General features: G+C 41.2%; 29 protein-coding genes and 4 pseudogenes. 32 read left to right on the forward strand and 1 reads right to left on the reverse strand.

The window, feature by feature from the left end:
- Positions 1-68: 68 nt before the first annotated feature.
- The 18 genes and pseudogenes from rplN (at position 69) to rplQ (ending at position 9,229) form a co-directional block, all read left to right on the forward strand.
- Positions 69-437: a 50S ribosomal protein L14 gene (gene rplN / locus MAQA_RS07815; protein ID WP_003723686.1), complete on the forward strand. Its 369-nt coding sequence runs from the start codon at positions 69-71 to the stop codon at positions 435-437.
- 35 nt (positions 438-472) lie between these two features.
- Positions 473-785 (forward strand): annotated as a pseudogene (gene rplX / locus MAQA_RS07820) (50S ribosomal protein L24).
- Between the two features lie 31 nt (positions 786-816).
- Positions 817-1,356, forward strand: a complete 540-nt coding sequence (gene rplE / locus MAQA_RS07825; RefSeq protein ID WP_036072862.1) for a 50S ribosomal protein L5 — start codon at positions 817-819, stop codon at positions 1,354-1,356.
- 28 nt (positions 1,357-1,384) lie between these two features.
- Complete coding sequence (locus MAQA_RS07830; RefSeq protein WP_036072865.1) at positions 1,385-1,570, forward strand: type Z 30S ribosomal protein S14; 186 nt, start codon at positions 1,385-1,387, stop codon at positions 1,568-1,570.
- A 31-nt stretch (positions 1,571-1,601) separates the two neighbouring features.
- On the forward strand, positions 1,602-2,000 hold the full coding sequence (rpsH, locus tag MAQA_RS07835; protein WP_036072868.1) for a 30S ribosomal protein S8: 399 nt from the start codon (positions 1,602-1,604) through the stop codon (positions 1,998-2,000).
- A gap of 26 nt (positions 2,001-2,026) precedes the next feature.
- Complete coding sequence (gene rplF, locus MAQA_RS07840) at positions 2,027-2,563, forward strand: 50S ribosomal protein L6 (protein WP_036072870.1); 537 nt, start codon at positions 2,027-2,029, stop codon at positions 2,561-2,563.
- Between the two features lie 34 nt (positions 2,564-2,597).
- Positions 2,598-2,958: pseudogene (gene rplR, locus MAQA_RS07845) on the forward strand (50S ribosomal protein L18).
- 22 nt (positions 2,959-2,980) lie between these two features.
- The gene (gene rpsE / locus MAQA_RS07850) at positions 2,981-3,484 is read left to right on the forward strand and encodes a 30S ribosomal protein S5 (protein ID WP_036072874.1); all 504 of its coding nucleotides are present in this window, start codon (positions 2,981-2,983) and stop codon (positions 3,482-3,484) included.
- Positions 3,485-3,500: 16 nt separating this feature from the next.
- Complete coding sequence (gene rpmD, locus MAQA_RS07855) at positions 3,501-3,680, forward strand: 50S ribosomal protein L30 (protein ID WP_036072876.1); 180 nt, start codon at positions 3,501-3,503, stop codon at positions 3,678-3,680.
- 49 nt (positions 3,681-3,729) lie between these two features.
- Entirely contained in the window at positions 3,730-4,170 is a 441-nt protein-coding gene (gene rplO, locus MAQA_RS07860; RefSeq protein WP_036072879.1) for a 50S ribosomal protein L15, read from the forward strand.
- Positions 4,170-5,465, forward strand: a complete 1,296-nt coding sequence (gene secY, locus MAQA_RS07865) for a preprotein translocase subunit SecY (RefSeq protein WP_036072881.1) — start codon at positions 4,170-4,172, stop codon at positions 5,463-5,465. Before rplO ends, secY begins: the two co-directional genes overlap by 1 nt.
- Before the next feature lie 63 nt (positions 5,466-5,528).
- A complete protein-coding gene (locus tag MAQA_RS07870) occupies positions 5,529-6,176 on the forward strand; it encodes an adenylate kinase (protein ID WP_036072941.1) in 648 nt (215 codons plus the stop codon).
- A gap of 338 nt (positions 6,177-6,514) precedes the next feature.
- Positions 6,515-6,733, forward strand: a complete 219-nt coding sequence (infA, locus tag MAQA_RS07875; protein ID WP_036072884.1) for a translation initiation factor IF-1 — start codon at positions 6,515-6,517, stop codon at positions 6,731-6,733.
- Between the two features lie 101 nt (positions 6,734-6,834).
- Entirely contained in the window at positions 6,835-6,948 is a 114-nt protein-coding gene (rpmJ, locus tag MAQA_RS07880; RefSeq protein ID WP_003720928.1) for a 50S ribosomal protein L36, read from the forward strand.
- 29 nt (positions 6,949-6,977) lie between these two features.
- Entirely contained in the window at positions 6,978-7,343 is a 366-nt protein-coding gene (rpsM, locus tag MAQA_RS07885) for a 30S ribosomal protein S13 (protein ID WP_036072887.1), read from the forward strand.
- A gap of 27 nt (positions 7,344-7,370) precedes the next feature.
- Positions 7,371-7,760, forward strand: coding sequence for a 30S ribosomal protein S11 (gene rpsK / locus MAQA_RS07890; protein WP_036072890.1), 390 nt, complete (start codon positions 7,371-7,373; stop codon positions 7,758-7,760).
- A 104-nt stretch (positions 7,761-7,864) separates the two neighbouring features.
- Positions 7,865-8,809 (forward strand): DNA-directed RNA polymerase subunit alpha, encoded by a 945-nt coding sequence (locus MAQA_RS07895; protein WP_036072892.1) that lies wholly within the window; start codon positions 7,865-7,867, stop codon positions 8,807-8,809.
- 24 nt (positions 8,810-8,833) lie between these two features.
- Positions 8,834-9,229 (forward strand): 50S ribosomal protein L17, encoded by a 396-nt coding sequence (gene rplQ, locus MAQA_RS07900; RefSeq protein ID WP_036072895.1) that lies wholly within the window; start codon positions 8,834-8,836, stop codon positions 9,227-9,229.
- A gap of 207 nt (positions 9,230-9,436) precedes the next feature.
- On the opposite strand, the gene MAQA_RS07905 is transcribed toward rplQ, so the two are convergent.
- A complete protein-coding gene (locus MAQA_RS07905; RefSeq protein WP_036072897.1) occupies positions 9,437-10,099 on the reverse strand; it encodes an MgtC/SapB family protein in 663 nt (220 codons plus the stop codon).
- A 120-nt stretch (positions 10,100-10,219) separates the two neighbouring features.
- On the opposite strand from MAQA_RS07905, the gene MAQA_RS07910 reads away from it, so the two are divergent.
- From MAQA_RS07910 to gltX, 14 genes and pseudogenes are all read left to right on the forward strand, one after another.
- Positions 10,220-11,059, forward strand: coding sequence for an energy-coupling factor ABC transporter ATP-binding protein (locus tag MAQA_RS07910; RefSeq protein ID WP_036072899.1), 840 nt, complete (start codon positions 10,220-10,222; stop codon positions 11,057-11,059).
- Entirely contained in the window at positions 11,035-11,907 is an 873-nt protein-coding gene (locus MAQA_RS07915) for an energy-coupling factor ABC transporter ATP-binding protein (protein ID WP_036072942.1), read from the forward strand. Before MAQA_RS07910 ends, MAQA_RS07915 begins: the two co-directional genes overlap by 25 nt.
- Positions 11,904-12,702, forward strand: a pseudogene (locus tag MAQA_RS07920) (energy-coupling factor transporter transmembrane component T family protein). The gene MAQA_RS07915 and the pseudogene MAQA_RS07920 overlap by 4 nt, the downstream one beginning before the upstream one ends.
- A 15-nt stretch (positions 12,703-12,717) precedes the next feature.
- Positions 12,718-13,476 carry a tRNA pseudouridine(38-40) synthase TruA gene (gene truA, locus MAQA_RS07925; protein WP_036072901.1) on the forward strand — a complete coding sequence of 253 codons (759 nt, stop codon included), beginning with the start codon at positions 12,718-12,720 and terminating at the stop codon, positions 13,474-13,476.
- A 222-nt stretch (positions 13,477-13,698) separates the two neighbouring features.
- Positions 13,699-14,136 (forward strand): 50S ribosomal protein L13, encoded by a 438-nt coding sequence (gene rplM, locus MAQA_RS07930; protein ID WP_036072903.1) that lies wholly within the window; start codon positions 13,699-13,701, stop codon positions 14,134-14,136.
- Between the two features lie 21 nt (positions 14,137-14,157).
- A complete protein-coding gene (rpsI, locus tag MAQA_RS07935) occupies positions 14,158-14,550 on the forward strand; it encodes a 30S ribosomal protein S9 (RefSeq protein WP_036072905.1) in 393 nt (130 codons plus the stop codon).
- 272 nt (positions 14,551-14,822) lie between these two features.
- Positions 14,823-15,707 carry a LysR family transcriptional regulator gene (locus MAQA_RS07940; RefSeq protein WP_036072907.1) on the forward strand — a complete coding sequence of 295 codons (885 nt, stop codon included), beginning with the start codon at positions 14,823-14,825 and terminating at the stop codon, positions 15,705-15,707.
- Positions 15,708-15,837: 130 nt separating this feature from the next.
- Complete coding sequence (locus MAQA_RS07945; RefSeq protein ID WP_036072909.1) at positions 15,838-16,245, forward strand: cupin domain-containing protein; 408 nt, start codon at positions 15,838-15,840, stop codon at positions 16,243-16,245.
- A gap of 19 nt (positions 16,246-16,264) precedes the next feature.
- The gene (locus tag MAQA_RS07950) at positions 16,265-16,579 is read left to right on the forward strand and encodes a carboxymuconolactone decarboxylase family protein (protein ID WP_036072912.1); all 315 of its coding nucleotides are present in this window, start codon (positions 16,265-16,267) and stop codon (positions 16,577-16,579) included.
- Between the two features lie 173 nt (positions 16,580-16,752).
- Positions 16,753-18,129: a DNA repair protein RadA gene (radA, locus tag MAQA_RS07955; protein WP_036072914.1), complete on the forward strand. Its 1,377-nt coding sequence runs from the start codon at positions 16,753-16,755 to the stop codon at positions 18,127-18,129.
- A gap of 126 nt (positions 18,130-18,255) precedes the next feature.
- On the forward strand, positions 18,256-19,332 hold the full coding sequence (locus MAQA_RS07960; RefSeq protein ID WP_036072917.1) for a PIN/TRAM domain-containing protein: 1,077 nt from the start codon (positions 18,256-18,258) through the stop codon (positions 19,330-19,332).
- 23 nt (positions 19,333-19,355) lie between these two features.
- A pseudogene (gene ispD, locus MAQA_RS07965) lies at positions 19,356-20,055 on the forward strand (2-C-methyl-D-erythritol 4-phosphate cytidylyltransferase).
- A gap of 2 nt (positions 20,056-20,057) precedes the next feature.
- Complete coding sequence (gene ispF, locus MAQA_RS07970) at positions 20,058-20,531, forward strand: 2-C-methyl-D-erythritol 2,4-cyclodiphosphate synthase (RefSeq protein ID WP_036072919.1); 474 nt, start codon at positions 20,058-20,060, stop codon at positions 20,529-20,531.
- A 19-nt stretch (positions 20,532-20,550) separates the two neighbouring features.
- Entirely contained in the window at positions 20,551-22,029 is a 1,479-nt protein-coding gene (gene gltX, locus MAQA_RS07975) for a glutamate--tRNA ligase (RefSeq protein WP_036072921.1), read from the forward strand.
- Positions 22,030-22,213: the final 184 nt, after the last annotated feature.

Here is a 22,213-nt window from a genome sequence, read left to right on the forward strand (position 1 = left end):
TAGTTTTATAAAATAGTGAGAGATCAAGATGTTTCTCTTACCTGTTATTCTGGAAGGAGGGTGTCCTAATGATTCAACAAGAAAGTCGTATGAAAGTGGCTGATAACTCTGGCGCACGTGAAGTACTAACAATTAAAGTGCTAGGTGGATCAGGACGCAAAACTGCTAACATTGGTGATGTTGTTGTATGTACTGTTAAACAAGCAACACCAGGTGGCGTTGTCAAAAAAGGCGAAGTCGTTAAAGCAGTAATCGTTCGTACTAAGAGTGGAGCACGTCGTCAAGATGGTTCTTACATCAAATTTGATGAAAATGCATGTGTCATTATCCGTGATGATAAAAGTCCTCGTGGAACACGTATTTTTGGACCTGTTGCTCGCGAACTTCGTGAAAACAACTTCATGAAAATCGTTTCTTTAGCTCCAGAAGTTCTTTAATAAACAAGTTTCAAACCAAGGAGGTGCTAAGACTAATGCATGTCAAAAAAGGTGATAAAGTACAAGTTATTACTGGTAAAGATAAAGGCAAATCCGGCAAAGTTCTTGCTGCATTCCCAAAAAAAGATCGTGTAATTGTTGAAGGAATCAACATGGTGAAAAAACATACGAAACCTTCCAATATCAATCCACAAGGTGGAATCTTGAATGTTGAAGCACCAATTCACGTATCTAACGTAATGCTTATCGACCCTAAATCAGGCGAGCCAACACGTGTGAGCTATGAAGTAAAAGGCGATAAAAAAAGTACGTGTAGCTAAAAAATCCGGTGAAGTCATCGATAAATAATTTAAGTAATTGAGGAAGGAGGCAACATTACATGAATCGCCTTAAAGATCGCTATCTTAAGGAAATTGTTCCTGGTATGATGAGCAAGTTTAACTATTCTTCTGTTATGGAAGTACCTAAAATTGAAAAAATCGTAATCAACACTGGTGTTGGTGATGCAGTGGCAAACGCTAAAGTTCTTGACAGTGCTGTTGAAGAACTTGCATTAATCACTGGTCAAAAACCAGTTATCACAAAAGCTAAAAATTCGATCGCTGGATTCCGTCTTCGTGAAGGAATGCCAATCGGTGCGAAAGTAACGCTTCGTGGTGACCGTATGTATGATTTCTTAGACAAATTGATTAATGTTTCACTTCCACGTGTTCGTGACTTCCGTGGGGTTTCGAAAAAAGCTTTCGACGGCCGCGGTAACTACACGCTGGGTGTGAGAGAACAATTGATTTTCCCTGAAATTGATTATGATAAAGTTTCTAAAGTTCGTGGTATGGATGTTGTTATTGTTACAACTGCAAAAACTGACGAAGAATCCCGTGAGTTATTAACTCAAGTTGGAATGCCGTTTCAAAAATAATCAATAATTAAAGTAGGGAGGCGAAAACGTGGCTAAAAAATCAATGATCGCTAAGCAAAAACGCGAACCAAAATTCGCAGTTCAAGGTTATACTCGTTGCGAACGTTGTGGACGTCCACATTCCGTTATTCGCAAATTTAAATTATGCCGTATTTGTTTCCGCGAACTTGCCTATAAAGGTCAAATTCCTGGCGTTAAAAAAGCAAGCTGGTAAACCTAAGTTTAAGGAAGGAGGATAATAACACATGGTGATGACAGATCCAATTGCAGATTTTCTAACTCGTATCCGTAATGCGAACATGGTAAAACATGACAAATTAGAATTGCCTGCATCGAAAATCAAAAAAGAAATTGCTGAAATCTTAAAACGTGAAGGTTTTATCCGTGACGTTGAGTATATTGAAGATGAAAAGCAAGGCACAATTCGTGTTTTCTTGAAATATAGTCCATCTGGCGAACGCGTAATCACTGGTCTTAAACGTATCAGTAAGCCAGGGCTTCGTGTTTATGCTAAATCGAACGAGGTACCAAAAGTTCTTAATGGCTTAGGTATTGCAATCGTATCTACTTCTCAAGGTGTCCTAACTGACAAAGAAGCTCGCGCTAAACAAGTGGGCGGAGAAGTACTTGCATACGTTTGGTAAAATTTTATTCATAAGGAGGTGCGACAATGTCCCGTATCGGTAAAAAGCCTATTACAATTCCTGCTGGTGTAACAGTTACACTTGATGGAAATAAGGCAACAGTTAAAGGTCCTAAGGGTGAACTTGTAAGAGAGTTCAATCCTGAGATTAAAATTGAAATCGAAGGAAGTGAAATTAACGTTTCACGTCCATCTGACAATAAAAATCACCGTGCTCTCCATGGTACGACTCGTGCAGTCCTAAATAACATGGTTGTTGGAGTCTCAGAGGGCTACGAAAAATCACTTGAATTAGTCGGTGTCGGTTACCGTGCTCAAAAACAAGGTTCAAAACTTGTTCTTAACGTAGGGTATTCCCATCCAGTCGAATTTGAAGCGCCAAAAGGTGTCGAAATTGAAGTGCCTGCGAATACAAAAGTAATCGTAAAAGGCTTCAACAAAGAACACGTTGGTGAACTTGCTGCTAATATTCGTGCTGTACGTCCGCCTGAACCATATAAAGGTAAAGGTATCCGCTATGAAGGCGAATATGTACGCCGCAAAGAAGGTAAAACTGGTAAATAATGCCGCGTAAGCGATAAGAGAAGAGGTGAGTCGTGTGATTACTAAAATCGATAAAAATAAAGTTCGTAAAAAAAAGACATGCTCGTGTTCGCTCTAAAATTACTGGAACTGAAAGCCGTCCTCGTCTAAACGTTTTCCGTTCTAATAAAAATATCTACGCTCAACTAGTTGATGACGTAAATGGTGTAACACTTGTAAGTGCTTCGAATTTAGATAAAGACTTTGGTTCTGCTGAATCAAAAGTTGACGCTGCTAGCAAGGTTGGCGAATTAGTTGCAAAACGTGCTTCTGAAAAAGGAATTTCTGCAGTTGTTTTCGACCGCGGAGGGTACTTGTACCATGGCCGTGTTAAAGCGCTCGCTGATGCAGCTCGCGAAAATGGATTAGAATTCTAATAAAGAAGGAGGGAAAACTTAGATGGCTGAAATTATTGATGGAAACAAATTAGATGTAGAAGAACGCGTTGTTACAATCAACCGTGTTGCTAAAGTTGTAAAAGGTGGACGTCGATTCCGTTTTACAGCACTTGTGGTTGTTGGCGATAAAAACGGTCATGTTGGATTCGGTACTGGTAAAGCGCAAGAAGTTCCAGATGCGATCCGCAAAGCTGTCGAAGACGCTAAGAAAAATATGGTGTTTGTACCAACTGTTGGAACTACAATTCCTCACACAGTAGTTGGTCACTTTGGTGGTGGAGAAATCCTACTTAAACCAGCAAATGCCGGTTCTGGGGTAACGGCTGGTGGTCCAGTTCGTGCCGTACTTGAGCTTGCTGGGGTTGCGGATGTGTCTTCTAAATCACTTGGATCAAACACGCCAATCAACATGGTTCGTGCGACAATCGATGGAATTAAACAACTTAAAAAAGCTGAAGAAGTAGCTAAACTTCGCGGTAAAACAGTTGAAGAATTGTTAGGATAAGGAGGGAATTATCATTATGGCTAAATTAGAACTTACTCTAAAACGTAGCTTAATCGGTCGTCCCGGAGATCAACGTGAAACTGTAAAGGCACTAGGCCTTCGCAAGACACATTCCGTTGTCGTTAAAGAAGATAATCCTGCAATTCGTGGGATGATTAACAAAGTTAGTCATCTTCTAGACGTAAAAGAAGTTTAAGCTAGTATATTTAATGAAATAAAGAAGAAATAGGAGGAGGTGCTTGAACATGAAACTTCACGAATTAAAACCTGCAGAAGGTTCGCGCAAAGAGCGCAATCGTGTTGGTCGTGGAACAGGCTCTGGTAACGGAAAAACTGCCGGCCGTGGACATAAAGGGCAAAAAGCTCGTTCAGGCGGTGGCGTACGTTTAGGATTTGAAGGTGGACAACTTCCACTTTTCCGTCGTTTGCCTAAACGCGGTTTTACAAACATCAACCGTAAAGAATTCGCGATTGTGAATTTAGATGTTTTAAACCGTTTTGAAGACGGCACTGAAGTAACACCTGAACTTCTAATTGAAACAGGTGTTGTGAACAATGCTAAATCTGGTATTAAAATCCTTTCGAATGGATCTATTGAGAAGAAACTTACAGTGAAAGCTAATAAGTTTTCTGCAGCAGCTAAGGAAGCAATCGAAGCTGCCGGCGGAAAAGCTGAGGTGATCTAATGTTTCAAACGTTAGTAAACTTTTTCCGTGTCAAAGATATTCGGAATAAGATTTTCTTCACTCTTGCGATGCTTATCATTTTCCGTATTGGAACATTCATACCTGTGCCTGGGGTGAATGCAGCGGCATTGCAACAAACAATGGAAGGCGGTATTTTTGGGTTCTTAAACACCTTTAATGGTGGGGCACTTAAAAATTTCTCCGTTCTTGCGATGGGGGTTATGCCTTACATCACTGCATCCATCATTGTACAGCTTTTACAAATGGATGTTGTTCCAAAACTCACTGAGTGGTCTAAACAAGGTGAAATGGGACGTAAAAAACTCAATCAATTGACGCGTTATTTGACAATTGGTTTGGGACTTATTGAAGCCTTCGGTATGGCTTACGGATTTAACCGTTTGTCAGGGTCCACACTTATCTTCAACGCTTCTGTAGCGCAGTACATCGTAGTTGCGATTGTGCTTACAACAGGAACAATGTTTTTAATGTGGCTTGGTGAACAAATTACGGTTAAAGGTGTCGGAAACGGGATTTCCATTATCATTTTCGCGGGAATCGTAGCTCGTATTCCAGATGGAATTCGTCAAGTTTACGTTCAACAAATTGAAGATGCTGGCGATCAACTTTTCCTTCACATCTTAGTTCTTGCTGGAATTGCACTTGCTGCGCTTCTAATTGTTGTTGTAGTTATTTACTTCCAACAAGCACTACGTAAAATTCCGATCCAGTATTCAAAACGTGTAGCTGGAAATAAGCAAGCGGGTGCGCAAGCTACTCACTTACCACTAAAATTGAACTCTGCTGGGGTTATTCCAGTAATCTTTGCGAGTGCTTTTATTATCACACCGCAAACGATCTTGACGTTCTTTGATAGTAGTAACGGTGTTGTATCTGTACTCAAAAACGTATTTGATTATACAAAACCGATTGGCATGGTCTTGTATGTAGCTCTGATCATCGCATTCACTTATTTTTACGCTTTTATCCAAGTTAACCCTGAAAAAGTGGCAGATAACTTGAAAAAGCAAGGTGGATATATTCCAAGTAAACGTCCGGGAAGGGAAACACAAGCTTATCTTACTTCGGTACTTTATCGCTTAACCTTCATCGGAGCCTTATTCCTTGCCGCAGTTGCAATCATTCCGACAATCGGAACGACAGCATTTGGATTACCTCAAACGCTCGCAATCGGTGGCACGAGTCTTCTAATCGTTATCGGGGTAGCACTTGATACAACGAAACAATTGGAAGGGCAACTGGTTAAACGGAATTATCGAGGATTCATCAAATAACGCGCGGGCACTTGCTATGGTTTTCCTAGCAGGTCTGCCTTGCGGGTACAAGGAGCGAATCAATTGAAACTAGTATTAATGGGCCTTCCTGGTGCCGGTAAAGGTACACAAGCCGAGAAAATTGTTGAAAAATATCATATTCCCCACATCTCAACAGGAGATATGTTTCGTCAAGCAATGAAAGATGAAACTGAACTAGGACTTGAAGCTAAATCTTATATGGATAAAGGTGACTTAGTTCCTGATGAAGTGACAAATGGTATTGTTCGCGAACGTCTAGCTCAAGATGATGCAAAAAATGGTTTTCTCCTAGATGGTTTTCCAAGAACTGTTGCTCAAGCTGAAGAGCTTGAACGTATTTTAAGTGACTTTGGGACTGAACTTGATGCGGTCATCAATATTGATGTACCAAAAGAATCTCTTATGAAACGTCTTACGGGACGCTGGATCTGTCCAACTTGTGGCAGAACATATCATGAGCTCTATAACCCGCCAAAAGTAGCTGGAAAATGCGACGTCGATGGTTCTGAACTTTATCAACGTGAAGACGATAAAAAGGAAACCGTTGAAAATCGATTAAATGTGAATTTGAAACAGACGAAACCTTTGCTTGATTTTTACACGAAAACAGGTAAACTTCATAGTATTAATGGCGAACAAGAGATTAATAAAGTTTTTCTTGATGTAGATCAAATTCTTGCTTCTTTTTAAAGGAGAAAGGCTTGAACACTGCCGAGAATTTAAACGTGCAAATCCTGTTGGTTTGTAGTATAATGGATAATTGGCAGTGGAATATAAGCATTTTTGCAAATCATGATGAACGAGAGAACCATTTGAGGATTATCCGAAACATTTGCTAAACCGAACTTTAGTCTTTGCACTCAAGTTTTCCGGATTACGGATTTCACTTTTCAGGTTGTCTAAAGGCAGGTCGGCTTTTTGAAATGATAGAAGCAGATCTCTTTTCACGTTTTTTCATGTAATCAAGTTTTTACACTGATAAAATCGGAACCAAGTGGTCTAGTAACCGAGAAGGAGGTAGCGAACATATGGCTAAAGAAGATGTAATAGAAGTTGAAGGCGTAGTACAAGAAACTTTGCCTAACGCAATGTTTAAAGTTGAACTCGAAAATGGGCATGAAGTGCTTGCCACTGTTTCAGGTAAAATTCGTATGCACTACATCCGTATTTTACCAGGGGATAAAGTAACTGTTGAACTTTCCCCATACGATCTGACTCGTGGAAGAATCACTTATCGTTTTAAATAATTTGCACTCCGAAATTGAATTTATATACCGGTCTGGTTCGCCAGCTTAGTAGTTATCGGTTTATAGAGACATTTTCTCTAGTAAACAAGGAGGTATATGGAATGAAAGTAAGACCATCTGTTAAACCTATGTGCGAAAAATGTAAAGTTATTCGTCGTAAAGGTAAAGTTATGGTAATCTGTGAAAACCCTAAGCATAAACAAAAACAAGGTTGATTATAGAAAATAAGGAGGTGCTTGATTAGATGGCACGTATTGCAGGTGTGGATGTTCCACGTGAAAAACGTATCGTGATCTCACTAACTTACATCTACGGTATCGGAAAAGCAACAGCTGCTAAAGTCTTGGAAGAAGCAGGCGTTTCTGAAGATGTTCGTACGAGAGATTTAAGTGAAGAAGAATTAGGTAAAATCCGTGAAATCGTAGACCGTATTAAAGTTGAGGGGGATCTTCGTCGTGAAGTGAACTTAAACATTAAACGTCTAATCGAAATCGGTTCTTACCGCGGTATGCGTCACCGTCGTGGACTTCCTGTTCGCGGACAAAATACGAAAAATAATGCGCGTACTCGTAAAGGTCCTTCTAAGACTGTCGCAGGTAAGAAGAAATAAACGAATAGTAAAGGAGGTAATTAGTGAATGGCACGTAAAACAAACACTCGTAAACGTCGTGTGAAAAAGAATATCGAAAATGGTATTGCACACATTCGTTCTACATTTAATAATACAATTGTAACGATTACTGATACACATGGTAATGCTTTATCGTGGTCTAGTGCTGGTGCTTTAGGCTTTAAAGGTTCTCGTAAATCTACTCCTTTTGCAGCTCAAATGGCAGCAGAAACTTCAGCAAAAGCAGCGATGGAACATGGTCTTAAATCTCTTGAAGTAACAGTTAAAGGTCCTGGTGCAGGTCGTGAAGCAGCTATTCGTGCTCTTCAAGCTGCAGGTCTTGAAGTTACTGCAATTAAAGATGTTACTCCAGTTCCTCACAATGGATGTCGTCCTCCAAAACGTCGTCGTGTATAAGTAGTCGTCTTTGTGCGCAACTTTTAAAACAGCGATATTTTGAAGCACAATTGAGGTTCGACTAGGTTTCTGAAATAAGACGTTTTGAAGGAGGGTATATTTGAATGATCGAAATTGAAAAGCCAAAAATCGAGACGATTGAGATCAGCGATGATGCCAAATATGGAAAGTTTGTTGTAGAACCACTTGAGCGTGGATATGGTACAACTTTGGGTAACTCCTTACGTCGTATTCTATTATCTTCACTTCCAGGCGCTGCTGTAACGTCCATTCAAATTGATGGAGCTTTACATGAGTTTTCTGTAATTGAAGGTGTAGTTGAAGATGTGACAACCATAATTTTGAATATCAAAAAACTGGCACTTAAAGTTTACTCTGATGAAGAAAAAACATTAGAGATTGATATACAAGGACCTGGTGTTGTAACAGCTGGAGATATTAATTATGATAGTGATGTCGAAATTTTGAATCCAGATCTTCACATTGCAACGTTGAGCGACAACGCGAAATTTCATGTTCGCCTTAACGCTGCTCGTGGCCGCGGTTATACGCCGGCTGATCAAAACAAACGTGAAAGCATGCCTATCGGTGTCCTTCCGATAGATTCAATTTTCTCGCCGGTAATTCGTGTGAACTACCAAGTTGAGAATACACGTGTTGGTCAATCTACAAATTATGATAAGCTGACTTTTGATGTTCTAACTGACGGAAGTATCAGTCCAGAAGAAGCTGTGTCACTTGGCGCAAAAATTCTTTCTGAGCACTTGAGCATTTTCGTTAACTTAACAGATGAAGCGCAAAAAGCTGAGATCATGATTGAAAAAGAAGAAAGCCATAAAGAAAAAGTACTTGAAATGACAATTGAAGAACTTGACTTATCGGTTCGTTCTTATAACTGTCTAAAACGTGCTGGAATCAATACAGTTCAAGAACTCGCTGACAAATCTGAAGATGATATGATGAAAGTTCGTAACTTGGGTCGTAAATCTTTAGAAGAAGTAAAAGTGAAACTGGCTGATCTTGGCTTAGGTCTTCGCAACGAAAACTGATTAGAAATGTAAGGAGGGAATTCCATGGGTTACAGAAAATTAGGCCGTACAAGTGCACAACGTAAAGCATTGCTTCGTGATCTTGCAACGGATTTAATCATTCATGAACGTATCGAAACAACTGAAACACGTGCTAAAGAAGTTCGTAAAGTTGTAGATCGTCTTATTACTTCTGGTAAAAAAGGTGACTTGCACGCTCGTCGTCAGGCTGCGGCATTCATTCGTCATGAAGTAGCTAGTGTTAAACAAGTTGATGCAAAAGACGGCGGTAAGAAAAACCAAGCTGTTTATGCACTTCAAAAACTATTTGACGATGTTGCACCACGTTATGCAGAACGTCAAGGTGGATACACTCGTATCTATAAAAAAGGCCCTCGTCGTGGTGACGGAGCGCCAATGGTTATCATTGAACTAGTTTAATAATGAACTTTAAAGCAAGTAGAGTGTGATGATAAGCGAAAGCACCATTCTTTGTCTTGTCTAGCTCTGTGTGTTCCCTGCGAGTATCTCGCGGGGAGCGCAGGCTTTTTTTGTTTTCGATTCGCTCAAAGTGTGTATGTGCTTTGAGTTTTTTTATGTAAATAGCCACTAGGATAATTTTAATTAATCCTAGTGGCTATTTGCTTTTCATTCCATTCGTTCGATTGTCACATGGGGCAAATTTTGGATATATTGAAAGATTTCTCTTTCTTCTTGAATGGATTTTGACTTAATTTGCATGGTTACTTGATAAGCATCAACATCACCGAAAGGCTCGCGTTTTGTCTCATATGTAGAGATCAAGTAGTCGTGCTCATGCAGATAATTCGTAATAGCAGCCAAGTTACTTTTATCGTTCGTTGAATAGATTAAGAGAACAGTGTGAAATCCAACAGATTTACTAAAGAAACTTAGTGCCTCAAGTCCAATTAATGTAAGTACCGTTGCACCGACGCCAAGTGTATATAGACCAGCTCCAGTGGCAAGTCCAATGCCAGAAGTTGCCCAGAGGCCAGCAGCGGTGGTTAAACCACGAACAAATTGCTTTTGAATAATAATAGTTCCGGCACCGATAAAACCAATTCCGCTAACGACTTGAGCCGCTACACGGCTGGGGTCAAATGAAACGTTAGCATGACCAGTTACGCCGAAAAAGCCATATTGAGAAACAATCATGATTAGAGCGCTGCCGAGCGAAACTAGAAAATGCGTCCTAAAGCCGGCTTCTTTTGCTCGAAGTTCACGATCGAGCCCGATGATACCTCCTAAAATTCCTGCGACAGTTAAGCGTAATAAAAATTCAAGCCACATAAAATCACTCCTCATCTCCCTTTATTTTCCCGCTTTCAAAAGAAAAAAACAAGCTTTGCTTAAGAATTGGCTTTATACTATAATAAATAGGTGTTAACCATTTGAAATGGGGTGCGAGGCTTGTCAGAAGATTTTGTGCGTTTAGAGCACGTTTTTTATAAATATGAAGAAGAAGATAATTTTGCGGTAGAAGATGTGACTTTCTCTGTAAAAAAAGGCGAATGGCTTGCGCTTGTCGGCCATAACGGTTCGGGGAAATCAACACTTGCTAAGCTACTTAACGGGTTACTCTTCCCTGAAAGCGGCTTAATCAAGATTGGTCACTTTGCGTTAAGTGAAACGACGATATGGGAAATTCGCAAACAAGTGGGAATGGTTTTCCAAAATCCAGATAATCAATTTGTGGGCGCAACGGTCCAAGACGATGTAGCTTTTGGATTGGAAAATCATGGGGTACCACATGAAGAAATGGTCAAGCGAGTGGAAGAGGCACTTCGTGAAGTCGGGATGACGGATTATGCCCTGCATGAACCAGCAAGACTTTCTGGCGGTCAAAAACAACGTGTTGCGATTGCGGGTGTGCTTGCCCTCCAGCCTGATGTGATTATTTTGGATGAGGCGACTTCGATGCTAGATCCGCGTGGACGAGCAGAAGTAATGGCAACGATACGAAATTTGCGCGAGCGCGAAGAAATTACTGTTATTTCAATTACGCATGACCTTGATGAAGTACTTTATGCGGATCGTGTAATTGTGATGAATGAAGGAAAAAGATTCAAAGAAGGAACGCCGCAGGAAATTTTTGAAGCACCTGAAGAGATGAAGCGAATCGGTCTTGGCGTTCCGTTTATCGTTGAACTGGAAGAAAAACTCTCGGAACGCGGCATTCAAATTGATGAGCCGATTCTTTCGGAAGGAGCATTGCTTGAATTATTATGGCGATTAAACTCGAACAATTAGGTTTTTGTTATCAAAAGAATAGTCCTTTTGAAAAACGGGCTTTAGAAGATGTTACCGTTTCGTTTGAAGATGGGAGTTATACCGCGATCGTTGGGCACACTGGATCTGGAAAATCAACGCTTTTGCAACATTTGAATGCGCTCCTGCTCCCGACAGAAGGGAAAATCACAATATTCAACCGGGAAATTTTAGCTGGTGAAAAGCAGAAAAAATTGAAAAACATTCGCAAGAAAGTGGGGATTGTCTTTCAGTTTCCAGAAGCGCAGTTATTTGAAGAAACGGTACAAAAAGATATTTGTTTTGGCCCGTTAAATTTCGGTGTCCCGCTAGAAGAAGCGGAAAAGCGTGCCCGGGAAGTCATTCACGAGGTTGGACTTACAGAAGATATCTTGGAACGCTCGCCATTTGAACTTTCAGGAGGACAGATGCGCCGCGTTGCGATTGCAGGCGTGCTTGCGATGGAACCAGAAGTTTTAGTTTTGGATGAACCCACAGCAGGATTAGATCCAAGTGGTCGAAGAGAAATCATGGAAATGTTTTACGCGCTTCATGAACGAAAAAATTTGACTACTGTGCTTGTGACTCACAGCATGGAGGATGCCGCTCAGTATGCTGAAAAAATCGTGTTGATGAAAGAGGGAACAGTGGACCAGATTGGCACACCTCGTGAAATTTTCCAGGAGTCTGAACGCTTATCTGAACTTGGACTGCTTGTTCCTGAGGTTGTTCGTTTTCAACGAGACTTTGAAAAGAAATTTTCGGTTTCTTTTTCTAAAGTTTGCCTAAACATGGATGAGCTTTTGGAAGAAATGATGCGGTTTTTACCTGAAGGCAGGAATCCACTATGATGGATAAAATGATTTTGGGACGTTATATCCCAGGAAATTCTTGGCTTCATAGTATTGATCCGCGGGCTAAGATCACGGCGGTGATGTACTTTATTGTCATTGTCTTTATGGCCAACAACTGGCTAACTTACTTATTTTTATTTGCCTATGTGCTTTATTTAGTTTTTAGTTCAAAGGTTCCTTTTATGTTTTTTGTAAAGGGACTGCAGCCCATTATGATTTTGATTTTACTTACGTTATTATTGCAAGTTTTTTTTCACACAAGGTGGAGATACTTTGCTCGCGCTTGGCCCGATCAAAGTTACGACACTCGGACTATTGAACGGTATTAAAATCTTTTGCCGCTTTGTATTGATTGTTTTCATGACGACGTTACTAACGCTCACAACAAGCCCGATTGAGCTGACAGATGGACTGGAGAAGATTCTAATGCCTTTTCGCGTTTTACGCTTGCCAGTTCATGAACTGGCGTTAATGCTGAGCATTTCACTTCGGTTCATTCCGACACTAATGGATGAAACGGAGAAGATTTTGAAGGCACAAAAGGCGCGCGGCGTGGACTTTACAAGTGGGAAAATTACGGAACGAATCAAGGCGATTGTTCCACTTTTGATTCCACTTTTCATTAGTGCGTTTAAGCGTGCGGAAGATTTGGCGATTGCGATGGAGGCGAGAGGCTATCGAGGTGGCCAGGGACGAACAAAATTTAGATTGTTAAAATGGCGCTGGCGAGATACGTTTTTACTAGTATCATTGGTTATTTTAACGGTACTTTTATGGTTCTTTAGAAATTAGGAGGAAAAACAATTCATGACACGCTATAAGGCGATTATCGCTTATGATGGAAGCGGCTTTTTTGGCTATCAAGTTCAACCAGAAAAGCGGACAGTGCAAAGCGAAATTGAACAGGCTCTTCAAAAAATGCATAAAGGAGAATTTATTCGAGTAACGGCTTCAGGACGGACTGATGCTGGGGTACACGCAAAAGGACAGGTTATTCATTTCGATTCTCCGCTTGAGATTCCTGGGGATTCTTTTCGAATGGCACTTGAGACGAGAACGCCTCGGGATATCAGTTTTCGGTCGGTTAAAGCCGTGGACTCGGATTTTCATGCTCGCTTTGATACGACTGGGAAAGAATATCGTTACCTGATTCAGCGTGGAAGACTTTTTGATCCGTTTATGCGCCACTTTGCTTGGCATTTTCCTTATTCGATCGATCTTCAGAAGATGGAAGAGGCGGTCACGATTCTGCTTGGGGAACATGATTTCACAACATTTTGTAGCGCGAGAACGGAGATGGAGAATAAGGTTCGAACGCTTTATCAGATTGAAATGAAACAAGTGAATGACGAACTTTTTGCGATTACTTATCGTGGCGATGGCTTTTTGTATAACATGGTGCGGATTCTAACGGGAGCGCTTATGGATGTGGGGCAGGGGAAGCTTTCGCTAATTGATTTAAAAAAAGCATTGGATGCTAAAAATAGAGAAGCGCTGCGAAGCAAAACGGCACCTCCGGAAGGTTTATATTTGATGAACGTATTTTATGATGAATTCGGAAAATAGCGTACTGCGAAAGCGGAGTTTAATTTGTTTCCCCATCCGACTTTTTTCCTGAAATTCATTGACTTTTAAAGGCAGAAATTGTATTATGGACTATGGTATTGTTTACCCCACAATAAGCCCCGGAAGGTTGTTGTGTTGAAAAAACAATAGAAGTAAGATAAAGATGTTTCGGAACAAGGAACGGTTCCGGGCGCAATTTTTAATTTATTAGGAGGGTAACTCATGCGTACAACTTATATGGCGAAACAAGGCGAAGTAGAACGTAAATGGTACGTGATCGACGCTACTGATGTTTCTCTAGGTCGTTTGTCGAGCGAAGTAGCATCTATTCTTCGTGGCAAAAATAAACCGCAATTTACTCCACACGTTGATACTGGAGATTTTGTAATTGTAATTAATGCAGGTAAGGTAGGTCTTACTGGTAAAAAAGCAACGGATAAAATTTATTACCGTCACTCGCAATATCCAGGCGGATTGAAATCTCGTACAGCAGGCGAAATGCGTGCGAACTATCCTGAGAAACTAATCGAGCTTTCTGTAAAAGGAATGCTTCCAAAAACTTCTCTAGGACGTCAACAATTCAAAAAATTACACGTATATGCAGGTGATGTGCATGAACATGCAGCACAAAAACCAGAAGCATACGAACTACGCGGTTAATATTAAAGGAGGGAAATAATAGTGGCAGAAGTACAATATTACGGAACTGGTCGTCGTAAAAGCTCAGTAGCACGTGTACGTTTAGTACCGGGCGACGGCAAAGTTGTTATCAATAATCGTGACTGGGAAGATTATATCCCATTTGCAGCATTACGCGAAGTAATCAAGCAACCACTAGTTGCAACAGAAACTTTAGGAAGCTACGATGTACTAGTAAACGTACACGGTGGTGGATACACTGGTCAAGCTGGTGCAATCCGTCATGGCGTGGCACGTGCACTTCTTCAAGTAGCACCTGAATACCGTTCAGCTCTTAAATCAGCTGGTCTTCTTACTCGTGATTCTCGTATGAAGGAACGTAAGAAATACGGTCTTAAAGCAGCTCGTCGTGCACCTCAGTTCTCGAAACGTTAATACTACATTTTTGAACCTGCTCCCGAATATAGGGAGTGGGTTTTTTATTTGGTTTCTTTAAAGTAATTTAGTGTTCCTTTTTTAACTTCAATTGTCACAAATAAATATGATAGACTTGCTTTGTAGAAAATAATTTAACAAGTAGATGATCTAAGGGCATCAAGAGACTATACAAATGAGGTGGATGGAAGAAAAAAGATGGTGAAGCGCCACTGTTACTTGTCGCCATTTTAATGCTTGCTGCTTGTAAAGACCGGAAGGATGAGTAGAAATTGGAGATCAGATTGTTGCGTTATTTTTTGACAGTAGCAGAGGAGCGAAATGTGTCAAGAGCAGCCAGAGCTCTTCGTATTACACAGCCAACGCTCAGTCGGCAGTTAAAGGAATTTGAGTCGAGCCTTGGGACAGAACTATTCGTTCGGCAAAATAAAGAACTTGTTTTAACGGAAGCAGGACTGCTTCTGAAAAGCCGTGCGGAGGAAATTTTGGAGCTTACGGAGCGGACTGAACAGGAGTTTCAAGATCAGAAAAAAGCGCTTTTTAGCGGGCATGTTTCGATCGGCTGTGTTGAGGCGGATAACTCGGATACAGTTGCGATGATGCTTGAAGAGCTTGTGAATGAATATCCGCAGGTAACGTTTACAATTTTTAGCGGAACGAGTGATATGATTGTTGAAAGACTAGAGAAAGGTTTGCTTGATTTGGCAGTGCTTATCGAACCAGTGGATACGAAACAGTTTGAGAAATTAGTTCTCCCGCATGAAGAACGTTGGGGATTGCTTGTTTCGAAAGAGTCGTTTCTAGCGGTTCAAGATGAGATCGAAATTGCAGATTTAGCTAGGATACCTTTGCTCAGTTCATCGCGTACGGAAGTAGCGGCTATGATTGGATCTTGGGCGAAAGAAAGCGGGGTATCATTTCAGATTGTGGGGACATTTAATTTGATTTTTAATGTAATTCCACTGGTTGAAAATCATGTTGGATCGGCAATTGGTATTGAAGGTGCGTTGTCAGCTTGGAATTTAGATCGTTTGAAATTTTTACCACTCGTACCAGAAGTGAAAACAAAATGTGTACTTGTCTGGAAGAAACACCGGGAGCATTCGCCATTGGTTGCAGTTTTGCTGCAATATTTCAAGGATGCTTTTGAGGCATAGATGGGCTAGTTAAGAAGTATTAGACAAATAAATTTGTTGGCTGTAACATGAACTTAGAAAAGTTTTGTTGCAGTTTTTTTATGGCTGTGAATTTTGTTCGAATAGCAAAGTAGAATGGGGGAATGCATTTATGGCGAAGTTTGAACAGGTGAAAAATGGGGTTATCTTCCCTGTAGGTGAGAAAAATGAAGCTTTTGCACAGTATTTTGTTGGGCAAAGTTATTTAAAGACTCTTGTGGCTGATCCAGCAGTGAATGTGGGTGTTGGAAATGTTACTTTCGAGCCAGGTTGCCGCAATAACTGGCATATTCATCGCGATGGCTTTCAACTTTTGCTTGTAACGGGCGGTGAAGGCTGGTACCAGGAAGAGGGAAAAGAAGCGCAATTTTTGCAGGTTGGGGACGTTGTTGTCACACATGATGGTGTCAAGCACTGGCACGGGGCTACTCGTGATAGCTGGTTTGAGCATATCGCGATTACGTCTGGAACACCCGAATGGCTTGAACCGGTTTCGGATGAGATATACGATAAACTTTAAAACGAAAGAGGGGCTTTTTGTGGAAAAACAAACGGCGGGGCGTGAACAACTGGGTGAGTTTGCGCCGCAATTTGCAGCGCTTAATGATGATGTTTTGTTTGGTGAAGTTTGGTCTCGGGAGGCAGAGCTTTCAGCACGTGATAGAAGTTTAATTACTTGTGCAAGCTTGCTTACACAAGGTGTGCCACAGTTGGAAGCGCATTTTAAGATAGCTAGACAAAATGGTGTGACAAAAACAGAAATCGTAGAATTGATTACGCATTTAGCTTTTTATACGGGGTGGCCGAAAGCGTGGTCTGCTTTTGCGCTAGCGAAAAAAACTTTTAATGAATAGGTTTTAGAAAATGGCAGACGAAAAGTCTGCCATTTTTGTATTCGATTGAAAAAGCAAGGCCTGGCTCAAAATGCCATTTCTAGCTGTTTTTTCTTGTTAAAATAGAAGTTTGGCAAAAACTAAACCACGAACAAACATTCTGTGGTACAATAAGCAAGAATGGGGGATGACACATGGCAAAAGCAAAACGAACCACAAAATTTGTCTGCAGTTCCTGCGGTTATGAATCGCCTAAATGGATGGGTAAATGTCCGAATTGTGGCGAGTGGAATCAAATGGTAGAGGCACTCGAACCTTCTAAAAAGGCTTCGCGTAGCTCTTTTCAACATACAGGTGAGCCTTCGAAAGCTATGCGAATCACGGATGTGATGAGTGAGTCTGAAAAACGTGTGCAAACGAAGATGCCCGAACTGAACCGAGTGCTCGGTGGTGGTGTTGTCGAAGGCTCTATGGTACTTGTCGGCGGGGATCCTGGGATCGGGAAATCAACTTTACTCCTTCAAGTTTCTGCGGAGCTTACGCTAGCGGATAAAAAAGTGCTATATATTTCTGGGGAAGAATCGGTTAAACAAACGAAACTTCGTGCGGAGCGTCTCCAGGTTTCTGGTGACAATTTGTATTTATATGCGGAAACGAATCTTGAAGCCATCCAAGCGACGATTGATTTTATTAAGCCAGATTTCGTGATTATTGATTCGATTCAAACGGTTTACCATCCAGATGTGACAAGTGCAGCGGGGAGTGTCTCGCAAGTACGAGAGTCAACAGCAGCACTGATGCGAATTGCGAAAATGCAAAATATTACAGTGTTTATCGTTGGTCACGTAACGAAAGAAGGAGCGATCGCTGGACCGCGTTTGCTTGAGCATATGGTGGATACGGTACTTTATTTTGAAGGTGAACGTCATCATGCTTACCGTATTTTGCGTGCGGTTAAAAACCGCTTTGGTTCAACCAATGAAATCGGGATTTTTGAAATGAGAGATGTCGGTTTAGTGGAAGTGGCTAATCCGTCTGAAGTATTCCTTGAAGAGCGCTTGGATAATGCTTCCGGCTCAACGGTTGTAGCGTCTATGGAGGGAACGCGTCCTGTCCTTGTGGAAATTCAGGCGCTTGTTTCTCCAACGATGTTCGGAAATGCGAAACGGATGGCAACAGGGCTTGATTATAACAAAGTTTCTCTTATTATGGCGGTGCTCGAGAAACGTGTGGGTTTGCTTCTGCAAAATCAAGATGCTTATTTAAAAGCGGCGGGCGGTGTTCGTCTCGATGAGCCAGCAGTCGATTTAGCGATTGCGGTAAGTGTCGCATCAAGCTACCATGATCGCCCAACGAAAAGCACGGATTGTTTTATTGGTGAACTCGGGCTTACAGGAGAAGTAAGAAGTGTAGCTCGGATTGAAGAACGCGTAAAAGAAGCGAGCAAACTAGGCTTTAAGCGAATCTTTATTCCGACAAATAACGGCGGTGAATTTAAAATTCCAAAATCCGTTGAAATTGTCCGTGTGGCAACGATTGCCGAAGCTTTGCAGCAAGCTCTTCCGAAATGATTAGAAGCAGATCTTATTCTGCTTCTTTTTTGCAAAGAGAATGGTTGCTGTTCATCTGAGATTTAGTGTAAAATGGGTAGGAAACATGTTACGTTTTTTACAATGAAAATGAAAGGAGGCGTGAAGATGCTAAAATGGATTATTCGAGTGTGTTTTATTTTGCTCGGAGGAACATCGGGTGTTTTTATATTGCCGGGTGTCTATGAGAAAATCGGAATTGGCCATCAGTTATGGCTAAACAATCCTTATTCCAATGCTCTAGTTGGTGCACTTATATTTTATCTTATTACTTTTTGGGCGGTGAAATATATAGAATCCGCGCTTAATTGGCTTGAGGAACGATTAACACGTATTTCTGGTGCAACAATTGCATACGGGGGGCTAGGTCTGATTATTGGGCTAGTCATTGCATTTTTTGCTGGAAACGCATTTAGCCAAACGAAGATTCCGATTGTAGATTCTGTTGTTCCAGTTGTTTTAACACTTTTACTTAGTTATCTGGGTTTTCGAGTTGGCGTGAGTCGCAGAAATGAACTCGGGACATTATTTGCTGGGAAAAATGCACGTAAAAAACTAGTTGCTGGCCAAGCTAATGCCAATCAATCTGCTACAGAGGACTATAAAATTCTCGATACGAGTGTTATAATTGACGGGAGAATCGCGGATATTCTGATGACCGGTTTTTTAAATGGAACGATTGTCATCCCGCTCTTTGTGCTAGCCGAACTGCAGCATATCGCGGATTCATCGGACACGCTTAAAAGAACGCGTGGGCGAAGAGGGCTTGATATTTTAAATCGTATTCAAAAAGAGGAAAATATTCGAGTTGAAATGTATGAAGGTGATTTCGAAGATATTTCTGAAGTAGATGCGAAGCTGGTAAAATTAGCCAAGAATATGAATGGAACGGTTGTTACGAACGACTACAACTTGAATAAAGTTTGTGAGTTTCAAAATGTTCCTGTGTTAAATATCAATGATCTGGCTAATGCCGTGAAACCTGTTGTTTTGCCGGGAGAATCAATGAACGTTCTTGTCGTGAAAGACGGTAAGGAACACAATCAAGGCGTTGCTTATTTAGACGATGGGACGATGATTGTCGTTGAAGACGGACATCGCTTCATTAATGAAGCGATTGATGTGGTGGTTACGAGTGTACTTCAAACTTCTGCTGGAAGAATGATTTTCGCGAAACCGAATTAAAACAGGATTCAGGAGCTAAAGAAATGGACTATGAACTAATTTTTCTTGCTGCTGGGCAAGGAAAGCGCATGAACACAAATCAAAATAAAATGTGGCTTGAGCTAGCTAGTGAACCGATTTTTGTTCATGCGCTTAAGCCTTTTCTTGCCGATTCTCGCTGCAAACATGTAATTGTTGTTTGCCAGGCGGATGAAAAGCATATTGTAGAGCGTTTTCTAGAAAAAATGGTACTTCCCGCATCTGAACTTGCGCGAATTGAGCTGGTTTCTGGCGGAGCTGAGCGACAGTATAGTGTTAAAAATGGTCTTGCCAAGTGTGGAACAGCTGAGCTTGTTCTTGTACACGACGGAGCACGTCCATTTGTTTCGCTAGATATGATCGATCGCTTATGTGAGACGGCTAGCTGTGGAGGAGCTGCGATTTGTGCTGTGAAAGTAAAAGATACTGTGAAGCGAGTAGAACAAGGGATTGTGCAAGAAACCCTTGATCGGGAAAAGCTTTGGCAAGTCCAAACCCCACAAGCGTTTAAGCAAGAAACATTAAAAAAAGGCTCACGCACAAGCTGCGATTGATGATTTTCTAGGGACAGATGAGGCGAGCCTTGTCGAACGCCTCGGTGTACCCATCCAAATAGTTGAAGGAAGCTACTACAATATTAAAATAACGACACCTGAAGATCTGCCGTTAGCACGGGCGATTTTAGGAGAACGAGAGGGGAATTAGCGTTGATTCGAATTGGGCAAGGTTATGATGTGCATCAACTGGTCGAGGGAAGAAAGCTGGTAATTGGCGGTATTGAGATTCCGCATGAAAAAGGACTACTTGGTCATAGCGATGCGGATGTATTGCTTCATGCGATAACAGATGCCGTTATTGGCGCGGTTGCGAAGCGAGATATTGGCCACTTTTTTCCTGATACAGATGCGGCTTATAAAGATGCTGATTCTGCTGAATTGCTTCGCGAAGTCTTTCGAGAGGTGAAAGAAGAAGGTTACTTGCTTTCCAATCTAGACTGCACGATTATAGCGGAGCAACCTAAAATGGCGCCATACATTGATGCGATGCGAAACCGGATTGCTGAATTGCTGGATGCAGAGATTGACCAAGTGAATGTGAAGGCGACGACTTCTGAAAAACTCGGGTTTGCTGGCCGGGGAGAAGGGATCATAAGTTTAGCAGTTGTTTTGCTTGAAAAATAAAAATGAGGAGTGAAGGATTTTGTCAGACAATAAAAAAGTACGAGTGCGTTATGCGCCTAGTCCAACCGGTTATTTGCATATTGGGAATGCGCGTACCGCTCTTTTCAATTATTTATTTGCACGTCATAATGGTGGAGATTTTGTCATTCGGATTGAAGATACTGATGCAAAACGAAACGTTGAAGGCGGCGAAGAAAGCCAAATGCGGAATTTGAAGTGGCTTGGAATTGACTGGGATGAAGGCGTCGATAAACCAGGGAATTTTGGTCCGTACCGTCAATCAGAAAGAACGCATATTTATGACCCGTTAATTGAACAACTTTTGGATGAAGGAAAAGCTTATAAATGTTATTGTACGGAAGAAGAACTAGAAGCAGAACGTGAAGCGCAAAAAGCACGGGGTGAAATGCCTCGTTATAGCGGGAAATGTCGTCATTTGACAGAAGCAGAACGTGCGGAAAAAGAAGCGCAAGGTTTGAAGCCGAGTATTCGTTTTCTTGTTCCAGAAAATGAAACGATCACTTTTAACGACATGGTGAAAGAAGAAGTCTCCTTTGATACAAATGGGATTGGCGATTTTGTTATCGCGAAAAAAGATGGCATGCCAACTTATAATTTTGCGGTAGCAGTGGATGACCATTTGATGGAAATGACACATATATTGCGTGGTGATGACCACATTTCAAATACACCGAAACAAATTATGATTTATAATGCATTTGGATGGGAACCGCCAACTTTTGGGCATATGACGTTGATTGTCAATGAAAGTCGCCGTAAATTAAGTAAGCGTGATGGTTCGATTATCCAATTTATCGAGCAGTATCGCGACTTAGGCTATTTGCCGGAAGCGTTATTTAACTTCATTGCCATGCTGGGCTGGTCTCCAGAAGGGGAAGAAGAAATCTTTTCTAAAGAAGAGCTCATCAAGATTTTCGATCCAAAACGTTTATCGAAATCACCTGCGCTGTTTGATAAGCAAAAGTTGACTTGGGTAAATAATCAATATGTGAAGAAACTACCATTAAACGATGTAGTGGAGCTAGCTTTACCGCATCTTCAAGAAGCAGGTGTTGTTTCGAAAGAGATGACTAATGAAGAACGCGATTGGGTGCATAAACTTGTGTCACTTTACCACGAACAAATGAGTTATGGCGCGGAAATTGTTGGTTTGTCGGAAATGTTCTTTGCGGATGCAAGTGAGATGACATTTGATGATGAAGAAAAAGAAGTTCTTGCCGCTGAAACGGTGCCGACAGTGATTGAAGCTTTTGCGAAAGAAGCAGAAACACTGGAACCATTTGAAGCAGACGAAGTGAAAGCAGCGATTAAACGAGTGCAAAAAGAAACGGGTGTGAAAGGAAAAGGTTTGTTCATGCCAATTCGGATTGTAACGACAGGAGAAATGCACGGACCAGAACTTCCGCTTGCGATCGAAGTACTCGGACGCGAAAAAGTTTTGAATCGATTGCATAATTGGTTAGAAAAGAATAAATAAGAAAATGAACTGCCTACGCGCAAAAAGCGCGTAGGCAGTTTTGCGTTACAAGTAGGAACATAGATGGTTTTCGCCTATCAAATGTTTGAAGTCTCTTCCGCGTTTCTTGCGAAAAAATTGGTCAGACGTGAGGTGAAATCTATGTTATGATAAAATAGAATTATTAATTCCCTTGTACTGGAGT

The organism is Listeria aquatica FSL S10-1188 (assembly GCF_000525795.1).
GTDB lineage: Bacteria > Bacillota > Bacilli > Lactobacillales > Listeriaceae > Listeria > Listeria aquatica.

Excerpts from the sequence above, each read along its gene's own strand:
- rpmJ (WP_003720928.1), top strand. The coding sequence starts at position 6,835 with ATGAAAGTAAGACCATCTGTTAAACCTATGTGCGAAAAATGTAAAGTT.
- rpmD (WP_036072876.1), top strand. The coding sequence starts at position 3,501 with ATGGCTAAATTAGAACTTACTCTAAAACGTAGCTTAATCGGTCGTCCC.
- rplN (WP_003723686.1), top strand. The coding sequence starts at position 69 with ATGATTCAACAAGAAAGTCGTATGAAAGTGGCTGATAACTCTGGCGCA.
- MAQA_RS07915 (WP_036072942.1), top strand. The coding sequence starts at position 11,035 with ATGGCGATTAAACTCGAACAATTAGGTTTTTGTTATCAAAAGAATAGT.
- rplF (WP_036072870.1), top strand. The coding sequence starts at position 2,027 with ATGTCCCGTATCGGTAAAAAGCCTATTACAATTCCTGCTGGTGTAACA.
- rplO (WP_036072879.1), top strand. The coding sequence starts at position 3,730 with ATGAAACTTCACGAATTAAAACCTGCAGAAGGTTCGCGCAAAGAGCGC.
- infA (WP_036072884.1), top strand. The coding sequence starts at position 6,515 with ATGGCTAAAGAAGATGTAATAGAAGTTGAAGGCGTAGTACAAGAAACT.
- rpsH (WP_036072868.1), top strand. The coding sequence starts at position 1,602 with ATGGTGATGACAGATCCAATTGCAGATTTTCTAACTCGTATCCGTAAT.
- rplQ (WP_036072895.1), top strand. The coding sequence starts at position 8,834 with ATGGGTTACAGAAAATTAGGCCGTACAAGTGCACAACGTAAAGCATTG.
- rpsK (WP_036072890.1), top strand. The coding sequence starts at position 7,371 with ATGGCACGTAAAACAAACACTCGTAAACGTCGTGTGAAAAAGAATATC.
- MAQA_RS07960 (WP_036072917.1), top strand. The coding sequence starts at position 18,256 with ATGCTAAAATGGATTATTCGAGTGTGTTTTATTTTGCTCGGAGGAACA.
- MAQA_RS07895 (WP_036072892.1), top strand. The coding sequence starts at position 7,865 with ATGATCGAAATTGAAAAGCCAAAAATCGAGACGATTGAGATCAGCGAT.
- rplM (WP_036072903.1), top strand. The coding sequence starts at position 13,699 with ATGCGTACAACTTATATGGCGAAACAAGGCGAAGTAGAACGTAAATGG.
- truA (WP_036072901.1), top strand. The coding sequence starts at position 12,718 with ATGACACGCTATAAGGCGATTATCGCTTATGATGGAAGCGGCTTTTTT.
- MAQA_RS07945 (WP_036072909.1), top strand. The coding sequence starts at position 15,838 with ATGGCGAAGTTTGAACAGGTGAAAAATGGGGTTATCTTCCCTGTAGGT.
- radA (WP_036072914.1), top strand. The coding sequence starts at position 16,753 with ATGGCAAAAGCAAAACGAACCACAAAATTTGTCTGCAGTTCCTGCGGT.
- rpsE (WP_036072874.1), top strand. The coding sequence starts at position 2,981 with ATGGCTGAAATTATTGATGGAAACAAATTAGATGTAGAAGAACGCGTT.
- rplE (WP_036072862.1), top strand. The coding sequence starts at position 817 with ATGAATCGCCTTAAAGATCGCTATCTTAAGGAAATTGTTCCTGGTATG.
- secY (WP_036072881.1), top strand. The coding sequence starts at position 4,170 with ATGTTTCAAACGTTAGTAAACTTTTTCCGTGTCAAAGATATTCGGAAT.
- rpsM (WP_036072887.1), top strand. The coding sequence starts at position 6,978 with ATGGCACGTATTGCAGGTGTGGATGTTCCACGTGAAAAACGTATCGTG.
- MAQA_RS07905 (WP_036072897.1), bottom strand. The coding sequence starts at position 10,099 with ATGTGGCTTGAATTTTTATTACGCTTAACTGTCGCAGGAATTTTAGGA.